Annotated in this window: 18 protein-coding genes and 1 tRNA gene; 10 read left to right on the top strand and 9 right to left on the bottom strand. The window is 63.1% G+C overall.

Translation table 11 applies throughout. The features are described 5' to 3' along the window. The first annotated feature begins 34 nt into the window (after nt 1-34). Nucleotides 35-943, top strand: coding sequence for an alpha/beta hydrolase (locus NKH54_RS23145; RefSeq protein WP_023710493.1), 909 nt, complete (start codon nt 35-37; stop codon nt 941-943). Nucleotides 944-988: 45 nt separating this feature from the next. Here the strand turns inward: NKH54_RS23145 and NKH54_RS23140 are convergent, their stop codons facing one another. Then, nucleotides 989-1,387 (bottom strand): rhodanese-like domain-containing protein, encoded by a 399-nt coding sequence (locus tag NKH54_RS23140; RefSeq protein ID WP_023688500.1) that lies wholly within the window; start codon nt 1,385-1,387, stop codon nt 989-991. A gap of 62 nt (nt 1,388-1,449) precedes the next feature. After that, entirely contained in the window at nt 1,450-2,058 is a 609-nt protein-coding gene (locus tag NKH54_RS23135) for a TetR/AcrR family transcriptional regulator (protein ID WP_023710494.1), read from the bottom strand. 101 nt (nt 2,059-2,159) lie between these two features. Here NKH54_RS23135 and NKH54_RS23130 point away from each other — a divergent pair, with 101 nt between their 5' ends. Together NKH54_RS23130 and NKH54_RS23125 are read left to right on the top strand one after the other, a co-directional pair. Next, on the top strand, nt 2,160-2,906 hold the full coding sequence (locus tag NKH54_RS23130; RefSeq protein ID WP_023829840.1) for a 3-oxoacyl-ACP reductase family protein: 747 nt from the start codon (nt 2,160-2,162) through the stop codon (nt 2,904-2,906). A gap of 212 nt (nt 2,907-3,118) precedes the next feature. Further along, nucleotides 3,119-4,999, top strand: coding sequence for a L,D-transpeptidase family protein (locus NKH54_RS23125; RefSeq protein WP_353028980.1), 1,881 nt, complete (start codon nt 3,119-3,121; stop codon nt 4,997-4,999). Nucleotides 5,000-5,096: 97 nt separating this feature from the next. Here the strand turns inward: NKH54_RS23125 and NKH54_RS23120 are convergent, their stop codons facing one another. The 3 genes from NKH54_RS23120 to NKH54_RS23110 form a co-directional block, all read right to left on the bottom strand. Next, nucleotides 5,097-5,567, bottom strand: a complete 471-nt coding sequence (locus tag NKH54_RS23120; protein ID WP_023668992.1) for a hypothetical protein — start codon at nt 5,565-5,567, stop codon at nt 5,097-5,099. 92 nt (nt 5,568-5,659) lie between these two features. Then, nucleotides 5,660-6,400: a lysozyme inhibitor LprI family protein gene (locus NKH54_RS23115; RefSeq protein ID WP_050588903.1), complete on the bottom strand. Its 741-nt coding sequence runs from the start codon at nt 6,398-6,400 to the stop codon at nt 5,660-5,662. A gap of 84 nt (nt 6,401-6,484) precedes the next feature. Continuing rightward, nucleotides 6,485-6,742 (bottom strand): PepSY domain-containing protein, encoded by a 258-nt coding sequence (locus NKH54_RS23110; RefSeq protein WP_023690752.1) that lies wholly within the window; start codon nt 6,740-6,742, stop codon nt 6,485-6,487. Between the two features lie 352 nt (nt 6,743-7,094). Between NKH54_RS23110 and NKH54_RS23105 the strand changes: the two genes are divergently transcribed. Then, nucleotides 7,095-8,867 carry an adenylate/guanylate cyclase domain-containing protein gene (locus NKH54_RS23105; RefSeq protein ID WP_023690753.1) on the top strand — a complete coding sequence of 591 codons (1,773 nt, stop codon included), beginning with the start codon at nt 7,095-7,097 and terminating at the stop codon, nt 8,865-8,867. A gap of 129 nt (nt 8,868-8,996) precedes the next feature. Next, nucleotides 8,997-13,319 carry a cytochrome P450 gene (locus tag NKH54_RS23100; protein WP_353028979.1) on the top strand — a complete coding sequence of 1,441 codons (4,323 nt, stop codon included), beginning with the start codon at nt 8,997-8,999 and terminating at the stop codon, nt 13,317-13,319. Between the two features lie 30 nt (nt 13,320-13,349). On the opposite strand, the gene NKH54_RS23095 is transcribed toward NKH54_RS23100, so the two are convergent. Beyond that, complete coding sequence (locus tag NKH54_RS23095; protein WP_023668987.1) at nt 13,350-14,036, bottom strand: Crp/Fnr family transcriptional regulator; 687 nt, start codon at nt 14,034-14,036, stop codon at nt 13,350-13,352. A 511-nt stretch (nt 14,037-14,547) separates the two neighbouring features. Between NKH54_RS23095 and NKH54_RS23090 the strand changes: the two genes are divergently transcribed. Next, nucleotides 14,548-16,812 (top strand): DNA/RNA non-specific endonuclease, encoded by a 2,265-nt coding sequence (locus NKH54_RS23090; protein WP_353028978.1) that lies wholly within the window; start codon nt 14,548-14,550, stop codon nt 16,810-16,812. Nucleotides 16,813-17,060: 248 nt separating this feature from the next. Beyond that, a complete protein-coding gene (locus NKH54_RS23085) occupies nt 17,061-17,333 on the top strand; it encodes a hypothetical protein (RefSeq protein WP_023706833.1) in 273 nt (90 codons plus the stop codon). 38 nt (nt 17,334-17,371) lie between these two features. Here the strand turns inward: NKH54_RS23085 and NKH54_RS23080 are convergent. After that, nucleotides 17,372-17,446, bottom strand: a tRNA-Val gene (locus NKH54_RS23080). A 127-nt stretch (nt 17,447-17,573) separates the two neighbouring features. Continuing rightward, the gene (locus NKH54_RS23075; RefSeq protein ID WP_353028977.1) at nt 17,574-18,257 is read right to left on the bottom strand and encodes a phosphoglycolate phosphatase; all 684 of its coding nucleotides are present in this window, start codon (nt 18,255-18,257) and stop codon (nt 17,574-17,576) included. Between the two features lie 155 nt (nt 18,258-18,412). Here NKH54_RS23075 and rpiA point away from each other — a divergent pair, with 155 nt between their 5' ends. From rpiA to gor, 3 genes are all read left to right on the top strand, one after another. After that, nucleotides 18,413-19,144, top strand: a complete 732-nt coding sequence (gene rpiA, locus NKH54_RS23070) for a ribose-5-phosphate isomerase RpiA (RefSeq protein ID WP_023820739.1) — start codon at nt 18,413-18,415, stop codon at nt 19,142-19,144. Continuing rightward, on the top strand, nt 19,131-19,748 hold the full coding sequence (locus NKH54_RS23065; RefSeq protein ID WP_023668979.1) for a DUF2059 domain-containing protein: 618 nt from the start codon (nt 19,131-19,133) through the stop codon (nt 19,746-19,748). Before rpiA ends, NKH54_RS23065 begins: the two co-directional genes overlap by 14 nt. 124 nt (nt 19,749-19,872) lie before the next feature. Continuing rightward, the gene (gene gor, locus NKH54_RS23060; protein WP_353028976.1) at nt 19,873-21,264 is read left to right on the top strand and encodes a glutathione-disulfide reductase; all 1,392 of its coding nucleotides are present in this window, start codon (nt 19,873-19,875) and stop codon (nt 21,262-21,264) included. A 74-nt stretch (nt 21,265-21,338) separates the two neighbouring features. Here the strand turns inward: gor and mgtE are convergent, their stop codons facing one another. Further along, nucleotides 21,339-22,706: a magnesium transporter gene (gene mgtE, locus NKH54_RS23055; protein ID WP_353028975.1), complete on the bottom strand. Its 1,368-nt coding sequence runs from the start codon at nt 22,704-22,706 to the stop codon at nt 21,339-21,341. Between the last annotated feature and the right edge of the window lie 19 nt (nt 22,707-22,725).

Below are 22,725 nucleotides of genomic sequence, written 5' to 3'. Positions count from 1 at the left end.
GTTCATGCTTGAACGGAATGGATGGATCGCCACTATGGCATCATTTGGACTGAAGGTCATCCGGGGCGTGTTCGGCGCGGCCGAGCTTGTGGCGCCGCGTCTGAGCGGGCGCGCGGCCTTCGAACTGTTCTGCCGCACGCCGAGCGTGAAGGCGCTCAGCGACGGCGAGCGGCGTGCGGTCGACCGCGCCGCCGGCTTCATGGCCGAGGCGCGCCATCATCGGCTGACGACCAAGGCCGGCTGCGTCATGGTGCACGAATTCCGGCCCGAGCCGGGCAGGGCGTCCGCCGGCACGGTGCTGGTGGTCCATGGCTGGCGTTCGCGCACGGAATATATGCGGGCGCTGATCGAAGGCTTTCGCGATGCGGGCTACCGGGTCGCCTCGCTCGACCTGCCGGGCCATGGCCAGTCGCTGGGCCGTCATCTCAATATGGTCAATGCGGTCGAGGCGGTCAGGGTCGCCGGCGAATGGTTCGGTCCGTTCAAGGCGATCGTCGGCCATTCCTTCGGTGGCGCCGTCGCCGCCAATGCCATTGCCGGTTCGATCAAGGGTATCCAGCCCGTCGCGGCCGAGCGGCTGGTGCTGGTCGCCGCGCCAAGTTCCCTGCCGGCGATCTTCGCCGACTTCAGCCGCATGCTCAATGTCGGTCCGCGTTCGCAGGTTTCCATGGCCGATCAGGTGAAAAGGCTGTCGGGCCGGCCGCTGCATGAATTCACCGGCGACCGCCAGTTGGCTGAGGCGCCGGTGCCGACGCTGGTCATCCACGCGCCGGACGACCGCGAAGTCCCCGCCGATCATGCCACACGTTATGCCGGCGCCGGCAGCCATGTGCGGCTGCACTGGGCCGATGGGCTCGGCCACCGTCGCATTCTCGCCGACAAAGGTGTTGTCGAACGCGCTGTGACTTTTGTCAAAAACGAGCGCGAGCTGATACTGCATTGATTCCAATGGGTGTATTGTCGACTCCGACAACGCCGGAGCGGTGAGCTAACCGTTCTTCTTGCCGCCCGGCTCGACGGGCAATCCGGCCGCCTTCCAGGCGGTATAGCCGCCAAGGATGTGCTTGACCGGCGACAGCCCCATATCCTGCGCCGTCTTGGTGGCCAGCGCCGAGCGCCAGCCGCCGGCGCAAAAGAAGACGAAGCTTTTGCCCGAGGCAAAGAACGGCTTGTGGTAAGGGCTTTCGGGATCGATCCAGAATTCCAGCATGCCGCGAGTGACATGTTTGGCGCCGGGGATCTGGCCGTCCCGCTCGATCTCGCGTGGATCGCGCAGGTCGACGAAGATGGTGTCCTCGTCGTCGAGCAGCCCGGCCGCTTCCTCGGGCGAGACCACCTCGATCTCGGCATTGGCCTCGTCGAGCAACTCGCGATACCCTTTTTTCACGGATGATCCCTCCCGGCGCATTTCGCCGCCGACTGGATTTCCAGCACAAGCTCCGCGCTTTGTCACGCTGTTCCGACCAGCCCCTGCCACGCCGCCATCGCTCCGGCCACTGTGGCCATCAGCGCTTCGCACGAGGCGCCGTCGCGGGCCTGGATCGACATGCCGTGCTGGACCGTCGCATAGAAGGTCGCCGCCGCGTTGCTGTCGAAGCCCGCTGGCAATTCGCCTTCCGCCACACCGCGTTCCAGCCGTCTCAGCAAGAGGGTGTGGTTTTCGGCGCGGCGGCGGCGCAAATCATCGCAGATCGCGCCGCTGCTTGAATCCTGGTGCAGTGCGCCCAGCGCGATGAGACAGCCCTGCGGGCGGTCGTCCTGAGAGTACGCTTTTGCCGTCTGGCGCAGGAAATTCTCGATCGCCTGGCATGCCGTCGGCGCTTCGTCCAGCGCGCTCCAGATCTCGGTGCCTTCGTTGCGGGTGTAATACTCGGTCGCTTCCAGAAACAGCGCCTCCTTGCTGCCGAAGGCGGCATAGAGGCTGGGCGAGCTGATCCCCATCGCCGCGGTCAGGTCGGCGATCGAGGTGCCCTCATAACCTTTGGCCCAGAACAGCTCCATCGCCTGCCGCAAGGCGGCGGTTCGATCGAAGGTGCGGGGGCGGCCTCTTTCCGGCATGGCGCTCTTTTCTGTGTTGATCGATACATAATTCACTTGACGTCGCCAGGCAAGGCTGCCAGATATTTATGTATCGAACGTTACATAAAAGGAGAAATGACATGTCAGCGAACGGATTGAACGGCAAGGCAGCACTGGTCACCGGCGGCAGCCGCGGCATTGGTGCTGCGATTGCCAAACGGCTCGCGGCCGATGGCGCCGACGTCGCCATCACCTACGTCAACAGCGCGGCGCCGGCCCAAGCTGTCGTCGCCGAGATTATAGCGGCAGGTGGTCGCGCGATCGCCATTCAGGCCGACAATCGCGACGCTGCCGCCATCGAAAATTCGGTCACCGAGGCGGTGAATGCCTTCGGCCGGCTCGACATCCTCGTCAACAGCGCCGGCATCTGGCGCGCGGCGCCCATCGAACAGATGTCGCTGGCCGACTTCGATGAAACCATTGAGGTCAATCTGAGAGCGCCGTTCGTGGCCTCGAAGGCGGCAGCGGCTCACATGGGCGAGGGAGGCCGCATCATTTCGATCGGCAGCAATCTGGCGGAGCGCGTCACCGACACCAACCTCAGCGCGTATTCGACCAGCAAGGCAGCGCTCGTCGGCCTGACCAAGGCGCTGGCGCGAGACCTCGGTCCGCGCGGAATCACCGCCAATGTCGTTCATCCCGGTTCGACCGACACCGACATGAACCCGGCCGAAGGCCCGCATGCCGAACACCAGCGGCGGAAGATGGCGACGCCCCGCTTCGGCAAGGCTGACGAGATCGCCGGCATGGTTGCCTGGCTCGCCGGTCCGGAAGGGCGCTTCGTCACCGGCGCCGCGCTCACCATCGACGGTGGCGCCAACGCCTGAAGCAGCAGCCGCTTTGACCGGTCTGGAGCGGCAACGCCGCTCCAGACGTCACGATGTTGTGAAACCGTTCTGCAACAGGCCTGCGGAAATTTATGGAAGCTTAACGAAATCGGTATGAATCGGTATAGTAGCGCCTTACATCCGCCATGCGGTTGGCAAGATCGTCTAGCGGCGCGGAACGGGAGCCGGCTTGCAGCCGGAGCGGGTGATTAATGAAATTCCTCGGAAATAAAGCCACCGTGATGCCGCTTGCAGTGGCGGCAGCACTGGCCTTCGGTGTGCCGCAGGCAAGCGCGCAAGGCCTGTTCGACATGCTGTTCGGCGGTGGCGTCAAGCACAGGCCGCAAGGCGAATTCCCGCCGCCGCCAAAGCGCAAGCCGAAGCCCGCCGTATCGGGCGGCGGCGGCACCAGGATCAGCAGCCCGTCCTACTACACCTACAAGGCCGACCGGCTGGTGCGCGTCGACTTTGCCGCGTTGGTGGCAGCACCTCCCCAGGTGGCAACAGCTGAAGACGCCGCCTTTGTGCAGTCGGCGACCAGCACTGCCTTCCGCGAAGCCGTTGCAGGCCTCAGTGACTATGAACTCTATGCCGAGCCCGATATCGCCAAGGCACTGATTGCCTATTACTCTGCCAATCCTGATTTCATCTGGGTGAACGAGGGCAATCCCAATGCCCGCGCCCAGGATGCGGTGCGGGTGCTTGGCGAAGCCGCAAGCTATGGTCTCACGTCGGCCGACTACACGCTCGAGGTGCCGGCAGCCAACGCATCGGCAGTCGATGCCGACGCCCATCTGAAGGAACTCGTCCGCTTCGAGATGGCGCTGTCGGCGCGCGTACTGCGCTATGCCCGTGACGCCCAGAGCGGGCGCGTCGATCCCAATCGCATCACCGGCTACTATGAGTTTCCGCCGAAGCCGGTCGACATGGAAGGCGCGCTCAAGACGCTGGCCCACACCCAGGAAGTGCGCACCTACCTCGAATCGCGGCACCCGCAGAACGCGGAATATCAGGCGCTGCGCGTCGAACTTGAATCGCTGCAGGCGAGCGCCGAAAACGAAATAGTCGTCGATCCCAAGCTGTTGCTGAAGCCCGGCGAGACCAGCGCCGAACTGCCGAAGCTGCTGACGCTGATCGCGCGCAATCTCGACGACGAGATGGGCGGCGCCTATGGCGAGATCCTGTCTCGTCTCGGCACCAGCGATGTCTATGTTCCCGAACTGGTTCCGATCATCAAGGCCGTGCAGGTGAAGGCCGGCATGAAGGGCGATGGGGTCATCGGCCCGCGCACCGTCGCCTCGCTCGCCGGCGCATCCAAGGCAGACAGGCTGCAGAAGGTGCAGGTTGCGCTGGAAGAGTTGCGCTGGCTGCCGTCCGATCTTGGTAGCCCGCGGGTCTTCATCAACCAGCCCGCCTTCACCGCCAGCTATATCGACAATGGCGAGGAGAAGCTGAAGACCCGCGTCGTCATAGGCCGGACCACCAACCAGACCGCCTTCTTCTTCAAGGAGATCAAGCAGGTCGATTTCCATCCCTATTGGGGCGTGCCGCAGTCGATCATCGTCAACGAGATGCTGCCAAGGCTGCGTAGCGATCCGGGCTATCTCGACCGTGCCGGCTACGAGGTGACCGATTCGCGCGGCAGGCGGGTTCCCTCTTCCTCGGTCAATTGGGGCGCCTACGGCGCCAACATTCCCTACAGCGTGCGCCAGCAGCCGAGCGAAGCCAATGCGCTGGGCGAACTGAAGATCCTGTTCCCCAACAAGCACGCCATCTACATGCACGACACGCCGCAAAAATCCTTCTTCCAGCGCGATATGCGGGCGCTCAGCCATGGCTGTATTCGCCTTCAGGATCCACGTGGGATGGCGGCGGCGGTGCTCGGCGTCTCGGTCGACGACATCGCCGAAAAGCTCAAGCACGGCCATGCCAGCGAAGACGTGACACGCACGATTCCAGTCTATGTCTCCTACTTCACTGCCTGGCCGGACCTGTCCGGCAAAGTCGAATATTTCAACGACGTCTACGACCGCGACACGCGGCTGATGCAGGCGCTGGACGCGACCGAAGCGGTGCGTTCGCCGACGAGCTGAACCAGCGGAGTTCCTCGTTCAACGAAACGAGGAACTCACTTTGTCTCTCTGGTTTTATTAGATTTTTGGCCGATAGACGGTCGCCCGTTTCCTGCGATCAGCGCTGGATGAGCGGACGCCGGAAGCCGGCGTCGCGGCCCGCGATCAGCCAATAGACCAGGCCGGCTACGAGGCCGGCGGCGGCGATGATGCCGATATCGGCCCAGCGTCCGGCATCCTCTTCCGCGGCCGGCCAGACCAGGAAGAAGCCGGCTGCAGCGGCAGCGGCGCCAAACAGCATGTGCACCAGGAAATTGCGCAGGGCAAAGAATTCGGCGAGCAGCGCGAAGATCAGCGTCTGCAGGCCGGTCAGCACGATCGTCAGGAAATAGACGACCATGCCGAGCGGCGGCCACAGCAGCACGACAATGGGCGAAAATTGCATGGCGCCGAAATAGTCCGGCGCGTTGGGCAATACGGCGAGTGCGCAATATATCGCCACCACCGCGAACAATCCGATCAGCACCGAAACGAAATAGCCGGCAAGCATCATCAGGATGCGCTTCAAAACATGCTTAACCATGGCCATGCACCCCCCGTGCCCTGCAACTGTTACGCGCACTCAGCCATCAAAGGCGGATCGGCGCAAGAGTGCATCCAGCAGTGCTTTGCGGCAAATCTTCAGGCGCCGCCGCATAGATGTTGTGAATCCGGCAAAACCCATGTGCCTTTTATCGTGAGGTCGACGCCGTAATAGACCCGCCCGCGCTCGTCGCCCTGCGGACAATCCCTCGGGATCGATATCAGGCACATGACGACAGGATCGCCGGCTTTCGAACTGGCAAGGCCAGGCTCCCGCTCGTAGGAAACCCCGGCGCCGCCATTGCTGAACCGCGCCAGGCTGCCGGCTTCAGGGCCGGCGGTTTCCAGCGGGTCGTCGCCGAGCCGCGTCGTCAGCGCGGTGATGTGGGTCAAGGCGCATTGGCCGATCGACGAGGGCAGGGGCTGGTCGGGGCTGCCCGGATGGCGGGCCGCGGTGTCGAGCGCCTTCTTGCCGATCAGGGCGATGTTGTAATCCTGCACCCAGGACGGCGCATTGCCGTAGGTCTGCAGCGCATTGTTCTGGGCGCTGACGATGCAGGCGGCATCCTGCCCGCAGGCGTTCCTGTCAGTGATGAGCGCACGGGCGATCTTGCGCTTTTCGCGGCCAAAGGCTGGCTCGAAACCCGTAAAGGCCTTGGCGACCAAGGCATCAATTGCCGACAGTTGCGGGTCGGCACAGATCGCCTTTTCAACCGGCAGGCTGGCTTTGCGGCAGTCGAAGGACGGCCCGTCGGCACGCGCTGGACCAAGGCAGACCGCCCCGCCAGCAAGTGCGACGACAAGCGCAAACGAGTTGGCAATTCGATTGGAAGAAAGCATGGTCGCCCCGTTGTCCGACAACTGCCACCATTCTAGGCAAAAAACGCAGCGGACGGAATTGCCGAAGCGGTGTCGGTATCGGCGCTATTTCGGTTCGGCGGTCACGGGATCGAAGGTGATTTCGACTTTCGCCTTGTCGGCGGTGTAATAGGTGACGGTGTACCCTTCCTTGTCCCAGTCGACCTCCTTCACATAGCGAAAGCCGTCGCGCTGCTCGACCTTGGCGATGATTGCCGACAGTTTCTGGGCATTCGTCGGCGGCAGTGGGCTGTCATCCGCGGCAAAGGCCGTCGAGCCGGCCAGAAGAACGACGACACCGGTCGCCAGAACAAGATTTCGCATGATTACCCTCATTTCACGTTGGCATGAACCGCACCGGAAACTCGCAGGCAGCACAGTTTGTTCCGAGAGCTGACATCGCGCAGCTTCCGTGAAGCCCTGGATCGCCGCGCTCAGAGCGACGGCACGCCAATATTTGCGCCAACCGCCGGCCAACCATGAGTGCTGCTACGGCCTGGACAACCCGATGGTGGTAGAGCTTTGCCCAAGACCCTGCTAGACTTCTGGTCCTGGCGGGGTGGCATGGCGCGCCAACCCCGCCGGAATCTTCATCTCTCAGCGCGCGGCGAAGTGTTTCAGGAACGGGTCGTCGCCTGTGCTGGACCAGAACCAGAAAGGGAGCGGGGGCTCGAACATGGCTGTACGGAACTACACCCGTCAGCTGGCGACAATCATTTCTATCGATGCCGTCGGGTTCTCCCGGCTGATGGGCATCGACGACGAGTCTGCTGTCGCGGCATTCGAGGAACGGCGCGACATCATCGCCGACAGCTGTGGCACATTTGGCGGCCGCACGTTCGGCGACGCCGGCGACAGCATCATGGCCGAGTTCGGCAATCCGATCGAGGCGTTGCGCGCGGCCTTTGATTTCCAGGGCCGCATCGTCGCCCTCAACGCCGAGGTTGCCGACGACATGCGCATGCCGTTTCGGGCCGGCATCAACACCGGCGACGTCATCGTGCGTGGTGGACGCCTCTACGGCGACGACGTCAACATCGCCGCGAGAATCCAGGAATTCGCGCCGGGCGACGGTCTCGCCGTTTCGGAGACGACCTGGCACCATGTGAAGGACAAGACGGCGGCCGAATTCACCGATCTCGGCGAATTCATGCTGAAGAACATCGCCTTGCCGGTGCGCGTTCTGATCGCCGGCCGCAGTGGCAACGGATCCTCGCCGGCGGCGTCGTTCGCCGCCATTCCCCAGGCCAATGCGCAGCAGAAGCTGTCGTCCAAGGGGCCGCCGGCGATCGCCGTCCTGCCCTTCCACGCCGATGGCGGCGAGCATGACATCGGCTACATGGCCGACGGCATCGCCGAGGACATCATCTATGGTCTTTCCAACACCAGATGGCTCTCGGTCATCGCCAAGGGCTCCAGCTTCCAGTTCCGCGACGACACGCTGGGCACGCGGGTGATCGGCAACGCGCTCGGCGCGCGCTACATCGTCAGCGGCACGCTGATGCGCAATGGTGGCCAGATCCGCCTCAACACCTCGCTGGCCGACGCGTCCAACGGGCGGCTGGTGTGGTCGCAGCGCTTCGATCGCGATCTGGTCGACATCTTCAACCTGCGCGACCAGATCGGCGCTGAGATCGTTTCGATCCTCGACAAGGAGGTCGACCGGGCGGAACAGGCACGCACCTTCCAGGTTCCCTGGGAAAGCCTGGAGACCTGGCAACTGGTGCGACGGGGCCGCTGGCACATGAACCGGCGCACCCGCGGCGACACCGAAACCGCACTCGAGTTCTTCCAGAAGGCCTACCGCGAGGACGCCAACTCGAGCGCCGTGCTCAACGAACTGGCGTGGTGGTATTTCTGGCGGGCATGGCTGCGTTTCGGCGACAGCGACGATTTGAACAAGGTCGAGCAGTTTGCCCGCAAGGCGTTGCTGGTGGACAGCCTGGATGCGCGCCCGCACGCCCATCTCGGCGCCGTCGACATCATGCGCGGCGAACCGCGGTCGGCCGTCGACCATCTCGAGGAAGCGATCCACATCAATCCGAGCTTTGCCTTCGCGCGCTCGGCCATGGGCAGCGCCCAGCTGCTGCTCGGCAATGCCGCGACCGCGATACCGTTCTTTCTCGATACCGAGCGATTGAGCCCGTTCGACCTCTACCGCTTCCACAATCTGGGGGAACTGACGGCGGCCTATTGTTTGGTCGAGAACTGGCCGGCGGCGATCGCTGCCGCTGACCGCTCGCTCAACCTGTCTCCCGGCTATTTCTATTCCAGGTTCCTGAAGATCGGCGCGCTGATGCGAAGCGGCCGGCCGGAACAGGCGCGGCGCGAGATGACCATTTTCACAACCCGGCATCCCGATTTTTCAGAACAGCGTGTGCGCTGGATACCGTTCACCGACAAGGCCGCGAACGAGTTCCTCGTCGCCAATTTCCAACTGGCCAAATGAACATGGCGTCAGTGCTGGCTGGAACATGGACCAACTGTGAAAAGATTCACATACGTGCAACCGATGCAAACCTAGGCCTTGAACGGCCGGCATCGCAATAACGTGGATAGCCGGGGGGCTTGAACGCGCATGACCAAACTGAAGTATTTCGACGCTATTCGCGCGGCCCAGAAAAACCAGCGCCCGCTGTCGGAAATGCCGCCCTTCGATCTCGGCCGGATCCGGAAGACAGGGCTGATTGCGCGCATCGTCGGGTCTCTGGCCGAAGACCCCCGCTGGGCGCTTTCCTTGTTGCGGCGTTTCCGGCCGACCGGCAAGCTCTTCGGTGTTCTCGTGGTCACCAAGAACGCCGATGTCCGCGACATATTGGAGCGCGGCGACGAATTCCAGACCCCATACGGCCCGGAAATGACCGAGCTTGCCCGGGGATCCAACTTCATCCTCGGCATGCAGGACGGCGCCGACTACCGGCGCATGAAATCGTCGGTGCTGAGTGCATTCCCGCCGGCCGAGGTCGAAGCCGCCGTCAGGCCGATCGCGGCGCGTCATTCGCAAGAGATCATGACGCGCGCCAGCCCCGGCTTCGATGCGATCTCCAGGTTGATGAAGATCGTCCCGGTGCATATCTGTCGAGATTATTTCGGCGTCGAGATCGACGATGAATCCGAATTCGCCGACTGGGCGATCGCGCTGAGTGCGCTGTTCTTTTCGGACCCGACGGCGAGCCCCGTCATGCGCGAACTCGCAGTGGTGGCGGGCGACCGTCTTCTCAAAGTCATCGATCGCTCCATCCAGTCGGCTAGGGACCGGGGCTTGAAGGCCGAGCAACCGCTGGCGAGGCTGGTTGTCCAGATGGATCAGGGCCGCCTGTCGCGGGACGACCTCAATTCGATCATGCTGGGCATGATCGCCGGCTTCGTCCCGACCAATGTGCTGGCCGCCGGCAATTGCCTCGACGTGATCCTGTCGCGGCCCGACGCAAGGCAGGCTATCGATGCCGCATTGGCCGAAAACGATACCGCCAAGCTCGACAGGGCCGTCCTTGAAGCCATGCGCTTCAAGCCGATCTGGGTCGGCCCCTGGCGCTACACGGCCCGCGACGCGATCATCGGCAAGGGTACGCGCCGCGAGCGCCTGGTGAAGGCCGGCACGGTGGTGATGCCGGCGACGCTGTCGGCGATGTTCGATGCCGACGCCGTGCAGAACCCGGACCAGTTCGACACATCGCGCCCGCATCGCGACTACATGGTGTTCGGCCACGGCATTCATCAGTGCATCGGCGCCGAGATTGCCAGGATCCAGATCGGCGAAAGCCTGCGCGCCCTGTTCCAGAAGCAGGGCGTGCGCCGCATGCCCGGCAAGGCCGGGCGGATGACCCGCATCGGCGCCTATCCCGAAACCCTCAAGGTCGATTTCGAACGGGCAGAACTCTGCCGCACCGTAACGCAGTCTATGGTGACGGTGGTCTGCCCGGTCACCCGATCCGCGTCGCTGGATGCTGTCCGCGACAAGGTTGCCAGCCTCGGCAACCCGGCCGTCGAAGATATCCGCCCCGCGCTCGACATTGCCGGCACCGTCCACTTCACCAGCCTGACCGTGGTCGGCACCGGCGAGATCGGCGCTGATTCCGGTCAGGAAAAAGGAGCTCTGGTTCTCGAGATTTCCGGTGACGGCAGCATCGACGATGTCATCGATGCGGTCACGCACGCCATCGGGCACCGGCTACGGCCGATCTTCAAGGATGTCTGCGATCTGCGCGATGGCGGCGCATTGAACGATTTCCTGCGCAAGCACAATGTCGACATATCGCCGTCCTTCGGCAGCAATGCCGGACTGGTGTTTTCGGGCACGCCGGGGCACTCGGTCCAGCGTATCAAGGCCGAGCAGCAGCTTTTCGAAGCCGTGCGCGACATCGTCGAGCGGCCACGCAAAGGCGCCGGCAACGCTCCTGCCGTGCTCGCTGAAGTTCGCCAGCATGTCCAGTCATTAGAGACGTTTGCCTGGGCGTTCGAGCCGGCCGAGAGCCTGCTGGAAAAGCCGCCGGGTCATTGGGGCCGTGCTCTGATGACGACGTTGCTGGTACCACCGGTCTTCGTCACGGTGGCGATCATCTGGGCTGCTTGCTGGTACATGACCTACAGTGTGGTGTTCGGCAGATCTATCGACATCAGTTCCCAGGAAATCTCCTTCACCGCTATAGCCGTGGCAATCACCTCACTTCTGTTGTCCGGACTTGGAGTGTTGGTGGCAGCGGCGCTGCTGGCGTTTTCGTGCTTGCTGGCGCTGCGACGCCGCGAGGACAGGGATCGGCCGGAAAGCACATCGATCGGCATATCTGAATTGAACGCGATACTCGTCAAGGAGGGCCACGCGGCACAGAACCATCTGACTGCGATTTCGACGATGAAGGCCGGCATCCTGCGGCGGCTGGCGCTCAGGTTTTCTTTCTACCTGATCTCGATAGCTGCCCAGAAGGTATTCAAGCCAGGCTTCCTCAACACCATCAACACCATCCATTTCGCCCGCTGGATACTGCTGCCCGGCTCCAACCGATTGATGTTCTTCTCCAACTACGGCGGCAGCTGGGAAAGCTATCTTGAGGACTTCATCGCCAAGGCGTCCGCTGGCCTCACCGGCGTGTGGAGCAACACCGTGGGCTATCCACGCACACGATGGCTGTTCCTGGACGGCGCGCGCGACGGCGATCGTTTCAAGCGCTGGGCGCGGCGCCAGCAGGTGCCGACCCTGTTCTGGTACTCCGCCTATCCCCAAATCAACACAGAGCGCATCCGGATCAATTCCCGGGTCAGGCGCGGCATTGCTTCCGCCGTCGGCAACGAGGCGCGCGACTGGCTGAGCTTGTTCGGTTCGCTACGGCGCCCGGCGAGCGAAACAACCACCGTTCAAAAGACCACTTCGCTGCTGGCCAATATCAGCTCTGCCTTTCCGGCGCCTCTCGAACAGCAGCTGGAAACCGGCGAGATCCAGTCCATCTTCTTCGGCCCGCTCGGCCCGCTCGCTTATTCGCATATGCTTGCGATCCGGGTGCCGGACAAGTTGCCGGTGCCCAAGCGCAGAGCCTGGCTCGATTTCGTTGTCGAGCAGACGAGTTTCGGCGAAGGCAGGCCCGCCGGGCGCGCTATGATAGTCGCCTTTGGTCCCGGTGGCCTGCGGCAGTTTGGGCTCGACGAGGGTGTGGAGGGCGATCCACTGGAAACATTTCCGATCGCCTTTCGCCATGGCATGGGCAATCCCGAGCGTGGGCGCATACTGGACGACCGAGGCCGCGACGGCCCGGACGAATGGGAGTGGGGGTCGTTGGAGAACCCTGTGGACCTGGTCATCGTCTGCTATGCCGAAGACCCGGGACGGTTGAAGACCGAGATTGCCACAGTGAGACGAAAGACGACCGGTGCAGGCATGAAGGTCGTTGCCGAACTGCCGCTCGCCGTAAACCGGGGTCAGACCGACACGAAGACGAAATCTTCCGACGGGGCAAAGCGTGACGATCGGTCGGAACGTGGGCCAGCCTACGAGCATTTCGGTTTCGCGGACGGGATTTCGCAGCCGATTGTCCGGGGCACGACCCGCGCCAGCAGGGGCGCCGCGCCCATGCATCTGGTCGCGCCCGGCGAGTTCCTGTTCGGCTATCGTGATGAGCATGGGTTCTATCCAGCCTCGCCCTCGGTAAGCGCATCACGCGATCGGACCGGAATCCTTTCGCAGGTGCGCCGTAGCCGGCTGATTCCGGGCCTGCCGCCACCGCCGCGCGATTTCGGGCGCAACGGTTCATTCCTGGTTATTCGCCAGTTCGAGCAGCACGTCGACGTCTTCAACAACTACTGCAAAAAGGCTGCAGCCTTGGTCGCGAGCCAAGTCGGCAACCAAGCCATCACGCAAGACTGGATTGCCGCCAAGATGCTCGGCCGCTGGCAGAACGGTAGCTCGCTGGTGCGCAACCCCGATCATCCGGGACGCGTCATCGACAACAACTTCGCCGCTGGCGCCGAGGATCCGCAAGGCCATCGCTGCCCGCTTGGTGCCCACATTCGCCGTTCCAACCCACGCGACTCGCTGGGTGAGGACCGCGATACGCAGATCAATATCGGCAAGCGCCATCGTATCCTGCGGGTCGGCCGTACCTATGAGAAGCAGGACGGCAAGAATGGCAAGGTCGAAAAAGGGCTGCTGTTCATGTGCCTCAACGCCGACATAGAGCGCCAGTACGAATTCATTCAGCAGACCTGGGTTTCGTCGGCCACGTTCCAGGGCCTCGTCGCTGAAAAGGACCCGACGATTGGTTCGCGCAGCGGTGATGGCAGGTTCACCATTCCGTCATGGGAAAAGGTCACGACGCTCCGTGACATGCCGCAATTCGTCACCACCAAGGGTGGTGGATACTTCTTCATGCCCAGCCGCTCGGCGCTGCGCTACCTGATTTCGCGGCTCTGAGTCTTAGCCGGGGCTGATTCGGGATCGGCGTCAGTCGTCGTCCTGCGATTCGGCGATATGGCGCAGCGCCCCGGTGTCGGTGATGCGCAGGCCGCCGCGTTTGATGGCAATGAACGAGCGGTTGCGCCAGTCGTTGAGCGTCTTGTTGACGGACTCGCGCGTGGCGCCGAGGAACTCTCCGAGTTCCGATTGCGAGATCGGGATCCAGCCGGCGCTGTCGGCCATCACCTTGGCCAGGAAGACCAGGCGTTTGGCGAGCCTCGCCTCGATGCCGAAGAAGGCCTGGTCGCCGAGTTCGCCGCTGACCCAGCGCAGCCGGGCGCACAGAAGTTCGATCATCGCGCGTGCCAGCGGTGGATTTCTCTCAATGCGATCAAAGAGTTGTGTCCTGCTGAGCGAAACCAGCTCGCAAGCGGTCAGGCAGATGGCGGTGGCGGTGCGTGGCCGCCCGTCAAGCGCGCCGATCTCGCCGACGAGGCTGCGCGACAGCTCGATATTGGCCACCAGCTTCTGCCCGCCAGGCGAATAGATCGAGATTTCCACCGTGCCGCTCATCACCCCGTAGATCCGGTCGGCGGCATCTTCCTGGACGAACAGATGCTGGCCGGCGGCGTAGCGCTCGACCTTGCAGCCGCTGAACAGGATATCGAACAGCTTTGGATCGATGCGTGCCAGGCGCGGCAGATCGTTTCTGTCGTTTGGGCCGCCAAAAGCCATGTTCCAAATTCCCAATTGCCGCAATCGGCGAAGTTTAAGGGCCGAAGTCTAAGGCAAGAGTGCACCGCGTCAAAGGCCGGCGTTCATCCCTTGCGATTACGCCTTCTAAAGGCTTGGCGCAGTGGTCGCGCCCAGTGCCTGGCTCGTGCCGGGCGGAAAGCCGCCTGCACGCGCGGCGACGAGAGGAGCCGCGCGTGCAGGCGCCAACTGATAAAAATGGATAGGTGATAAAATTTCTGTAAAACCGAGCGGCCGCAATGGCCCTTCCACCCGTTGCGATAGGTGGGCGCAAACAGCGTGAGCGTCTGTGACGGAGATCACATACGGCATCGCTGAAATAATGCGAGCGTCATACATCGCGCGAGCGACTGCGGCAAAGAGACATGCCGACGTTGCACTCCGGTCATCTTCGACGCGAGTTGATTTGTTTCCTTGCCTGCCAATCAGAATTGCACCAGTCTAAAATGGGGCAATACAGTTCTTTACTTCGACAGAACCTTTGAGGGCGACTATGCCGGTCAGCAGAGAGCAGCGAATCCGTCAATATCTCGATCTCGTCACCGGGGGCGAGGGGACTGAATCGGTCCTCGGCAACATGGAGACGATGGCAGGCGGCGGCCTGGAATCCCTTGCGCCTGCGGAAGCCGGCAAGACGGAGGCGGCGTTTGAATCGGCGCGCGCTGGCCTGGAGAGCCTCGCGCGGGGCGCCGAAGTCGCGCCCGAGCAGCTTTCCGATCTGGAAGCCATAATCATCCCGGAGTTGCGGCCGGTCTATGACATCAAGGATGGCACCTTTACGACGCTGACTTTCGACGGCGCTCCGACACCTGGCCATTCGCTGTGGACGAAGCTTACCAGCGAGGCCGCATTGAAGCAGCGCATCGAAGCCGCCCTGCCGGCGATCGGGCGTATCGAACTGTTGTGGGACACCAATATCCCTTACGGCGGCACGGGCTTCGTCGTCGGCCGCAACCTGTTGATGACCAACCGTCATGTGGCGCAGATATTTGCGGACGGCCTTGGCGACCGCAATCTGCAATTCATCAACGGCCGCGCCGCCGGCATCGACTTCAAGCGCGATTCGGCGGCAGGAAACGTCTTCAAGATCCGCAATGTCCGGATGATCCATCCCTATTGGGACATGGCGATACTCGAAGTCGAAGGCCTGCCCGACAACATCACGCCGCTGTCGCTCGCGGTCGCCGACGCGCGCGATATGCTGCGCCAGGAAGTCGTCGCCATCGGCTATCCCGCGTTCGACAATCGCAACGCGGTCGATGTCCAGAACGAGCTCATGCGCAATCGTTTCCAGGTCAAGCGCCTGCAACCGGGCATGCTGCAGGGCGGCTTCGATACGGAGAGTTTCGGCAAGATCGTCAGCGCGGCGACACATGATTGCTCGACCACTGGCGGCAACTCCGGCACCGCCATGATCAACCTCGCCACCGGCGAGGTCGTGGCGCTGCATTTCGCCGGCCGCTATCTCGAGCGCAACTACGCCGTGCCCACCGGCGCGCTCGCCAAGGACCAGCGTGTCGTCGACCTCGGCCTCAATTTCGCCGGCGCCGCCAGCGGCGGCCCAAACGATTGGGGCGCATGGTGGAACAAGGCGGACAGCGGGTCGCCGGCCGAGGGCGTAAACCTGGTTGAAGTCGGCGGCGTCCAGCAGATCCCGGGCGTCGCCACTCAGACGCCTCCATCCGGAGGTGTCGTCGTTTCGCCGGGCAGCAGCGTCACCTTCGAAGTGCCGTTGCGCATCACCGTCTCGCTCGGCGCAACGCCAGCCCATGAAGCGGTCACGGAATCGGTCGATCTCGAAGCGGCCAAGCCGACCCCTCCAGGCGGCGCATTCGTTCCCAAAACGGTCGCGGACTATGCCGGCTATAAGGGCTACGACGAGAAATTTCTCTCTGGCGGCACTAAACTCGCGCCGGTCGTTGTGCCGATGCCTGAGGCCACCGACCTCTCCGTGCTGGCGCCGCTCAAGGCCGGCGGCACGCAACTCGACTACCAGAATTTTTCGCTCAAGATGCACGCCAAGCGGCGGCTGGCGCTGTTCACCGCCTCCAACGTCACCGAGGAGAGCAATCTGCGCGAGCCGGAAAAGGGCCGCAACTATTCGCGCGGCGGCCTGTTCAGCGAGCGCTGGTTCCCGGATCTGCGGCTCGATGACGAGTATCAGATCCCCGATGTCTTCTACACCCAGGATCAGGGCGCCTTCGACAAGGGCCATATCGTCAGGCGCGATGACGTGGCCTGGGGCAGCACCTTCGAGCTGCTGCTCAGGGGCAATGTCTGCTCCTTCCATGTCACCAATTGCTCGCCCCAGGTCGAAGGCTACAACCGCTCCGACAGCGGCGAGAAGAACTGGGGCGATCTTGAGAACCACGTCCTGTCGGAGGCGGCCAGCGAACGGCTGTGTGTCTTCGCTGGCCCGGTGCTCGCCGATGACGACCGAACCTTTGCCGGCAAAGGCCCCAAGGGAACAAGTCTTCGCGCGCCGGTGCCGCGCCGTTTCTGGAAGGTGATCGTGGCGCGCGTCACAGACGGGCTCGCCAGCTATGGCTTCGTCCTCGAACAGGATCTGTCGGACACGGAGCTGGAGTTTGCCGTCTCCGACGAATTCATCGGCGCCATGTACCCGCTAACGGAAATCTCCGAAATGACCGGCATCACCTTCGACAAATCGATTGTCGACGCCGACCAGTACGAAACGGTTCGTGGCGGCGAAATTGCAATGCGGGCGGGATCACGGAGACGAAAGAAGAAGGCTTAGGCTCGCGCGGCGCTGCGATGCCTTGCAGGGAACACCATGACCGAATGGACGCAATCCAAGCCGACCTCCCTGCTGCCGGCCACGCGCCCCCGAGCGGTACCAATTAGCGCCAACACAGCGGAGATCTGGATCAGCACATAGCTGACGGCGAGCCGGGCACCGGAAAGAATTCGTTCGTCAAAAAGCCGTGATGCAGCGCTTCAAGATAGCGGCAATAATACGGGCTGGTTTCCATTCGGGGTTTTTACATGCGCACACGTCACGCCATCATGCTTGCACTTTCCGTGCTTTCCATTCCTGCCGTCTCCATCCCGGCGCAGAAGGCACGAGCGCTGGAGCCTGAAAAATACACGGTCTACTGCGCCAACGATCACATCGAGGTTTCGTTCTGGGATCTCGAGCAGATGAAGGTGCGGAACGGATCCGATGTATGCCAGTTCCAGAGCTACACGAGCTACTCAAGCGCCTTGAACTTCGCGCAGAAGAATTTTGGTGGGGAAGGGGCGAGTTGCAGCTGCTAGGAGTGCTGGCTTGGAGTGCGCTGTTCAGGGAAAGAAAATGGTGGGCGATGCAGGGATTGAACCTGCGACCCCACCCGTGTGAAGGGTGTGCTCTCCCGCTGAGCTAATCGCCCGCTCGTTGCCCGAAGGCCAAGCGAGCCGCGATATAAGGGAGGCATGCCGTTGAAGTCAAGGCGATGCGCCCGCCTTCTATGCCTGAAATAGCCGAGGACAGGCGCTGCCGCGGAATCCCCGTTTCGCTCAGCCGGCCGCCGCTGCGATCAGCCGTTCCGCCAGGTCGAGCGTCAGCGCGTCGAAATGCGAAATCACCGCCGATGGTTCGAATTCCCTGACATGGCGGTCGGTGTAGCCGAAATCGACGGCGACCACCGGAATGCCGGCGGCCTTGGCCGTGTCGATGTCGGTCTGCGAATCGCCGACCATCAGCGCATGATGCGGATCGCCGCCGGCGAGCCGGATGGTCTCGGTCAGATGGCGCGCATCGGGCTTGCGGAAGGCGAACGTGTCCTGGCCGGCGATCGCGGCGAAATGCTTGGTCAGGCCGAGCGCCTCGATCAGCGCTTTCGAATTCGCCTCATATTTGTTGGTGCAGATGGCAAGCAGGTAGCCGGCCTTGTCGAAGCGGGCGATCGCCTCGACCACGCCGGGGTAGGGGCGGGACTTGCCGGGGATGTTGAGCGTGTAGTGGTCGAGGAACAGCTTGAGCAGCCGGTCGTGCTCCTCCACCGCCAGCGACTTCTGCTGCGCGGTATGCGCGCGCTCGATCATCACCCGTCCGCCCTGGCCGACAAAACGCCGGAAGCCGGCCTCGTCGACAGCGGCAAGCTCGCTGGCGGCAAGGCTGTGGTTGAGGCTGTCGAGCAGGTCCGGCGCCGTGTCGATCAGCGTCCCGTCGAGGTCGAACACGATGATCGGTTGGGTCATGGCCTGTCCTGTGGCTGATGCATTGCAGGCAGGCGATAGCGGCTGCGCTTCTTTCAGGCAAGCCGGTGCGAGCCAAAGTCTTTGACCCTGCGGGCAAAAGTGCTAGGAGCGCGCATCCAGAAAAATCAGAACCAAGCCAAACCCCTGGGGCGAGCATGGATGCGAGGCAATTGAAAGTCGAGGCCGCGCGGGCAGCCCTTGCCCATGTCAGCGACGGCATGCGCATCGGCATCGGCACCGGGACGACGGCCGACGAATTCGTGCGGCTGCTGGCCGAAAAGATCGCCACCGGCTTGTCCGTCATCGGCGTGCCGACGTCGGAGCGCACCGCAGCCCTTTGCCGCGAACTTGGCGTGCCGCTGTCGACGCTTGAGGAAACGCCCGAGCTCGACCTTACCGTCGACGGCGCCGACGAGATCGACGCGGCGCTGACACTGATCAAGGGCGGCGGCGGCGCGCTGCTGCGCGAGAAGATCGTCGCGGCGGCATCTCAGCGCATGATTGTCATTGCCGATCGCTCGAAGATGGTCGACACCCTTGGCCGGTTTCCCTTGCCGATCGAAGTCAACCAATTCGGCCTGTGCGCGACCGAAATCGCGGTCGCGGCAGCGGCCAAAAGTCTCGGCCTTTCCGGCCCGGTTACATTGAGGATGACGGGGGGCCAGCCTTTTGTTACAGACGGCGGCCATTTTATCCTCGATGCATCTTTTGGCCGCATTCCGGATACAAGAGCGCTTTCGAATGCTCTCCATGCCATTCCTGGTGTGGTCGAGCATGGTCTTTTCATCGGGCTGGCGTCAGCGGCCATCATCGCCGGCGGCGACGGCATCCAAACCGTCCATGCCGCCCGAAAACCAGGGAGTTCTACCGATCATGATGTTGCATAACCGGGTTCGCAATCTTTGCGCCGTTCTGGCGGCTTCGGCCGTTTTCGCCTTCTCCTCCCCGGCGTTCTCGCAGGAGATCACGGAATCGCATCTGAAGGCGGCACGGGCGGCGGTCACGGCAATCCACGCGACCGACTCGTTCGACAACATCCTGCCGCAAGCGGCGGCCTCGCTCGAGCAGCAGCTTATCCAGAAGAACCCTGATATGCAGGAGCTGATCGGCAAGACCGTCAGCGAAAAGGCACTGGCGCTGGCCTCGCGCCGTGCCGATCTGGAGAAGGAAGCAGCGCTGGCCTATGCCAAGGTGTTCTCCGAGAAGGATCTCACCGACATCGCCGCCTTCTACAATTCCGATGCCGGCAAGAAGCTGCTCGACAACGGCCCCAACGTGACGCGCGAACTGGTCAAGGCCGCCGACATCTGGCAGAACGGCCTGGCGCGCGATCTCGCCCAGCAGGTCGGCGAAACGCTGGCAGCCGCCGCGAAGGCCGCTGCTCCGGCCGCGCCTGCGCCGGATAACGCAACTGCCCCCGCCGATGGCGCTGCACCTGCCGACGGCGATGCGCCCGCAGACGGTGACCAGCCGGAAGCGCCGAAGAACTAAGACGTCTGATTTCGCCACCGGCATCCTTGCCGCTGGACCAGAAAGCCCGGTGGAAACCGGGCTTTTCTTTTGGCTTCATGCAGCCTACCTGTCTCAAACATTTCTTGGGGCAAGGAACAGCAGCATGGCCGGCTACGACTACGATCTCTTCGTCATCGGCGGCGGCTCCGGCGGGGTTCGGGCGGCGCGCGTAGCGGCAGCGCTCGGCAAACGTGTCGGCATCGCGGAGGAATACCGCTATGGCGGCACCTGCGTCATCCGTGGCTGCGTGCCGAAAAAACTCTATGTCTATGCCTCGCAATTTCCCGAGCATTTTGCCGACGCCGCCGGCTATGGCTGGACGGTGCCGGAGGCGAGCTTCGACTGGCCGACGCTGGTCGCCAACAAGGACCGCGAGATTGCCCGTCTGGAAGCGATCTACGAAAAGAACGTGAAAGGCGCCGGCGGCGAGACGTTCCACTCGCGCGCCATGCTGGTCGACCCGCATGTCGTGCATCTCCTGGGCGATGACCGCACCGTCACCGCCGACCAGATCCTGATCGCCACCGGCGGCCGGCCGGCGCCGCACCCGGCGCTGCCCGGTCACGAGCATTGCATGTTTTCCAATGAGGTTTTCGACCTCAAGCAACTGCCGAAGGCGATCATGATCGAGGGCGGAGGCTACATCGCCGTCGAATTCGCCAATATCTTCCATGGCTTGGGCGTCGACACCACGCTGGTCTATCGCGGCAAGGAGATACTGTCACGCTTCGACATGGACCTGCGGCACATGCTGCACGAAATCATGGAAAAGAAGGGGATCAAGATCCTCTGCCACGCCGTGTCGGAATGGGTCCGCAAACGGCCGGACGGCAGGCTGGATGCGTTGGTCACCGGCGGCAAGGTGCTGACCGTCGACCAGGTCATGCTCGCCATCGGCCGCCTCCCAAACACCGAGAATATGGGCCTGGAAGGCGTCGGTATCGAGCTCGGAATAACCGGCGCCATCGTTGTCGACCAGTATTCCCGCACCAACATCGACAACATCTGGGCGATCGGCGACGTCACCAACCGCGTGCAGTTGACGCCTGTGGCGATCCACGAAGCCATGTGCTTCATCGAGACCGCATTCAAGGGCAATCCGACCGCGCCCGACCACGACACCATTCCGACCGCCGTCTTCTCACAGCCGGAGATCGGCACCGTCGGGCTGTCCGAGGACGATGCCGTCAAGCGCTACTCCGATATCGAAATCTACCGCGCCACATTCCGGCCGATGCGGCACACGCTGTCGGGCCGCGACGAAAGGATGCTGACGAAGCTGGTGGTCGATGGCGCCACGCGAAAAGTGCTCGGCGCGCACATCCTCGGGCCGGACGCCGGCGAGATGGCGCAGTTGCTCGGCATTCCGCTGAAGGCCGGCGTCACCAAGGATGATTTCGACCGCACCATGGCCGTCCACCCGACGGCAGCGGAGGAACTGGTCACCATGTACAGGCCTACCTACCGCGTGAAGAACGGCGTGCGGGTCGATTGACGCCCGCGCGCTCGATCTTGAAGAACCCCCCATGGCAGCCGCTGTTGCCACCGAGATGGGAGGCCTGAAGCTTATTACAACAAAGTGCCGCGCAGGATGACCAGCGCCACCGAGAAATAGATCACCAGGCCGGTGACATCGACCAGCGTGGCGACGAACGGCGCCGAGGCGCTCGCCGGATCGAAGCCGATCCGTTTCAGCGCGAACGGCAGCATCGACCCCGACAGCGAGCCGAAGGTGACGATGCCGACAAGGGCTGCCCCCACGGTCGCCGCGATCAGCGGCCAATGCGGCCCATAATCGTAGAAGCCCATATACTGCCAGAGCGCGATGCGGCAGATGCCGACCACGCCAAGCATGGCGCCGAGTACCAGGCCGGTTGGCAATTCGCGCAACGCCACCCGCCACCAGTCACGAAGGCCGATCTCGCGCAGCGCCAGCGCGCGAATGACGAGCGAGGTCGCCTGCGAACCGGAATTGCCGCCCGAGCTCGTGATCAGAGGAATGAACAGAGTGAGCACGATCGCCTTCTCCAGTTCGCCTTCATAGCTTTGCATGGCGTTGGCGGTCAGCATCTCCGAGATGAACAGCGCGCACAGCCAGCCGCCGCGCTTCTTGATCATGGCGAGAAAGCTCATCATCATGTAGGGCTCGTCGAGCGCCTCCATGCCGCCGAAACGATGCGCGTCCTCGGTCGTCTCCTCGATCATGGTGTCGATGATGTCGTCGATGGTGACGATGCCGAGGATCTTGCCGTGGTCGACGACGGGAACCGCGAGCAGGTCATATTTGGAGATCGTCTGCGCCAGTGTCTCGCGATCGGTCAGCGGCGTCACCGTCACCGGGGCGCGATCCGGCGCCACCGACAGGATCGGATCGTCCGGCTCGCCGGTGATCAGCCGGCGCAGGCCGGTCGAGCGCACCAGCACATGCGTGTCTGGATCGACGATGTAGATGGCGTAGACGGTCTCCCGCGTCCGCTCCACCTTGCGGATGTAGTCGAGCGTGCGCCCGACGGTCCAGTCCGACGGCACGCTGACGAATTCGGTCGTCATGATCGAGGCGTCGCTGCCTTCTGGATAGCCGAGAATGGAAAGCAGCGTTGCCCGCAGCGGCGGGACCAACCCGCCGAGCAGCTCGGAGCGCGCCGGTTCGTCCAGTTCGCGCAGGATATCGGCGGCGCGGTCGACCGACATGGCGGTCAGGAGCTTGCACGCCTTGGCGCGCGGCAGCGCCTCGGCCAGATCGGAGGCGCCGTCGAGTTCAGGCTGGTCGAAGATCTCGACCAGCCGCTCGAACGGCATTTCGCAAAGCAGTTCTATCGCGGTATCGCGAGATTCCCGGTTCAGGGCCTCGACGACATCGGCGACGTGATCATTGGCAAGGATACGCGCGATAGCGACGGCATCGTCGCCCGCTACGACGGGGGTAAATTCGTTCATGGCTCACTCCTTGCCGTCC

The organism is Mesorhizobium sp. M1004 (genome assembly GCF_040318795.1).
In the GTDB taxonomy this organism is placed as follows: Bacteria; Pseudomonadota; Alphaproteobacteria; order Rhizobiales; family Rhizobiaceae; genus Mesorhizobium.
This window is presented reverse-complemented; position numbering and strand designations above follow the sequence as displayed.